Origin of the sequence: Parasphingorhabdus sp. (assembly GCF_036964675.1) — a bacterium.
In the GTDB taxonomy this organism is placed as follows: Bacteria; Pseudomonadota; Alphaproteobacteria; order Sphingomonadales; family Sphingomonadaceae; genus Parasphingorhabdus.
Genome location: NZ_JBALTF010000073.1, coordinates 1 through 2,246 on the forward strand (window position 1 = coordinate 1; position 2,246 = coordinate 2,246).

A 2,246-nucleotide genomic window follows, 5' to 3' on the forward strand; every position below is an offset into this window, starting at 1 on the left:
CCTCTTTTTACAACCACTTCAACTCCGAACGCCATCTCGTCGACGGCCAAACTTACAGGACACGACGCTCGGTTACACTGGCCGAGTGGCAAAATCTCGCGGCCTGACGTAATCTCGATCTGGTTTTGGTGCGCCGATCGGAGATGAGTTGCGGTTAGACTGACAGCACGGCGCAAATCAACCATCCTGCGTAGCCTGCTTGTTTTGAAGCGGCTGAAGGAAGTCCATTGTCTCTTCCTCGGTGACGACGTCTGCATATTTCGCGTTCATATCAAACAGATTGGCCTGATGGGGGGCCTCATGCCGGTCACCGCAGGCATCGGCGACGACGGCGGTGCGAAAGCCATGCGACATCGCATCGACGCAGCTTGCCCGCACACAGCCGCTGGTGGTCAGGCCGGTCAGCAATAAGCTGTCCACGCCCATTGCGGTGAGGGTGGAAGCAAGCGAGGTACCGAAAAACGCACTGGGATATTGTTTTGTAATGACCAGCTCGTCTGCCCGTGGTTCCAGACCCTTGGCAAAGGCAGCCATCGGATTGCCCTCGATGAAATAGCGCAAGGGTGCGGCTTTTTCGAAGAAGCGGCCGCCATTGATGCCGCTGGGATGATAGGATACATTGGTGAGGATCACTGGTATTTTGGCCCGTCGGGCTGCGTCCCGTACACGCAAGGCAGAGGATAGCGCATCGTCCACATCGGCATAAAGGTCGCAATCTGGATCGAAATAGCCCTGGCAGAAATCGATCAGGATCAGGGCAGGCCGCTGGCCAAAGCCGACTTTGACATCATAGGCCCGGCGATAATTTTCGAGCAGATCATCTTCGCTCATCGCGCTATCTTCCTTTCATCCAGCCAAGTCCGGTTCTGGTGCGGTGTCTGTCACCCATTGCCACCGGCCATTGTCTCGCAGGATGGCTGGCAGGATAGAGTTTCGCAAGCCATTGGTTGAAAAATTTGATTGGAACCCCCTGATGGTGGATTCAACCCATTTTCGTGGCGCTGATCACGCAATAGCGCAAAATCGAGCGGCGATAGGCCCATTCCAGAAACCGGCCGGTCACGTTATATTTGACCCGTCCCGACCATGATAGTTTTCCGTTTCGTCGCAATGTGTGGATGGAATGTGCAAATCCGGGCATGACATGCTCGCTGATATCGGTGATGCGGATGTCACCGAAGCCGGTTTGCTGCAGCTGGCGCAGATATATGTCCCGGTGCACGATATTGGCCTCCGCGATATGCGAGCGTTTCAGCATCCAGCGCAGCAGCCGATGCGTGAAGGAGCCTGTCCGGTGCTGATCCGCAAGCATGAAGTCGGTTAGCGCCAGCCGACCTTCCAGCGCGAGATGCTGCTGCGCCAGCGCGAAAAACTCCACCCGGTTGGGGAAATGATAGGCGCAATCCAGCGCCAGGACATGGCTGGGCCGGTCCAGCGCGGCACTCCAAACTTCGGGATCGCTGATATTGGCCTGCAGAATCGCAGCGGCGGCGGCAGGGAAACCGGCCCTTGCCAGCTTGGCTTTGGCATAGGCGGTCTGGCTGCGGGAAAGGTTGGCACCGAAAACCCGGGCCACGCGAAAATGCTCGAGCCAGAGAAGCAATTGGTCGCCGCAGCCAAAACCGGCGTCGAAAACCACTGACTGAGGGTTCAGGCCAGCCTGTTCGCCGAGCAACAGCGCCAGCGCGCGGCAAGCATCTGAATATTCCGTTGCGGTTTGCCAATATCCCAGATTGCCCCAGGTTTCCCCTTCACGATTGAGCGCCAGTTCCGCCAGATCGTGGAATTCGGACATCGCTCAGACCGCAGCAGCGGCGCTGGCTTTCCAGGGTATGGCGGCACCCAGTTGTTCGGCCACCGCCACCGAAGAATCGACCGCCGCCTCGAGCAGGGGAATTTTTTCCGCCATATAGGAGCCGCATAGCCATAGTCTGTTGCCGGGCTGTTTCTGGCTTTCGCGCAGAGCGATGACCGCCTTGCGGCTGTCCCGCGTCACCGTCGGCCGGGTGAAATCGACTCTCGCAAGTTCGCGGTTGGGGGCGATTCTGCGCATCGGGTTCCAGGTCTGGAATATAGTTTCCTGGCCGGACAGGCGGGCAATTGCCTTGGTCAGGTCGACCGATACTTCGGCGCGGCTGCTGCCACGCGGGACATGATAGCTGACCGGGGACAGGCCTTTGGCCGGTGCCGGCAGGATGTCCTCATCGGTGTGGACGCTCATGCTGGACCGTTCGAAAGGAATGCGG

3 protein-coding genes are annotated in these 2,246 nt (G+C 58.4%); all 3 read right to left on the reverse strand.

Annotated elements, in window-relative coordinates:
- Positions 1–177: 177 nt before the first annotated feature.
- Positions 178–831 carry an isochorismatase family protein gene (locus V7665_RS11585; RefSeq protein ID WP_335664696.1) on the reverse strand — a complete coding sequence of 218 codons (654 nt, stop codon included), beginning with the start codon at positions 829–831 and terminating at the stop codon, positions 178–180.
- A gap of 151 nt (positions 832–982) precedes the next feature.
- Entirely contained in the window at positions 983–1,795 is an 813-nt protein-coding gene (locus tag V7665_RS11590; protein ID WP_335664697.1) for an SAM-dependent methyltransferase, read from the reverse strand.
- Between the two features lie 3 nt (positions 1,796–1,798).
- Positions 1,799–2,246 (reverse strand): hypothetical protein (locus tag V7665_RS11595; protein ID WP_335664698.1); only part of this gene is annotated, 448 nt, incomplete at its 5' end.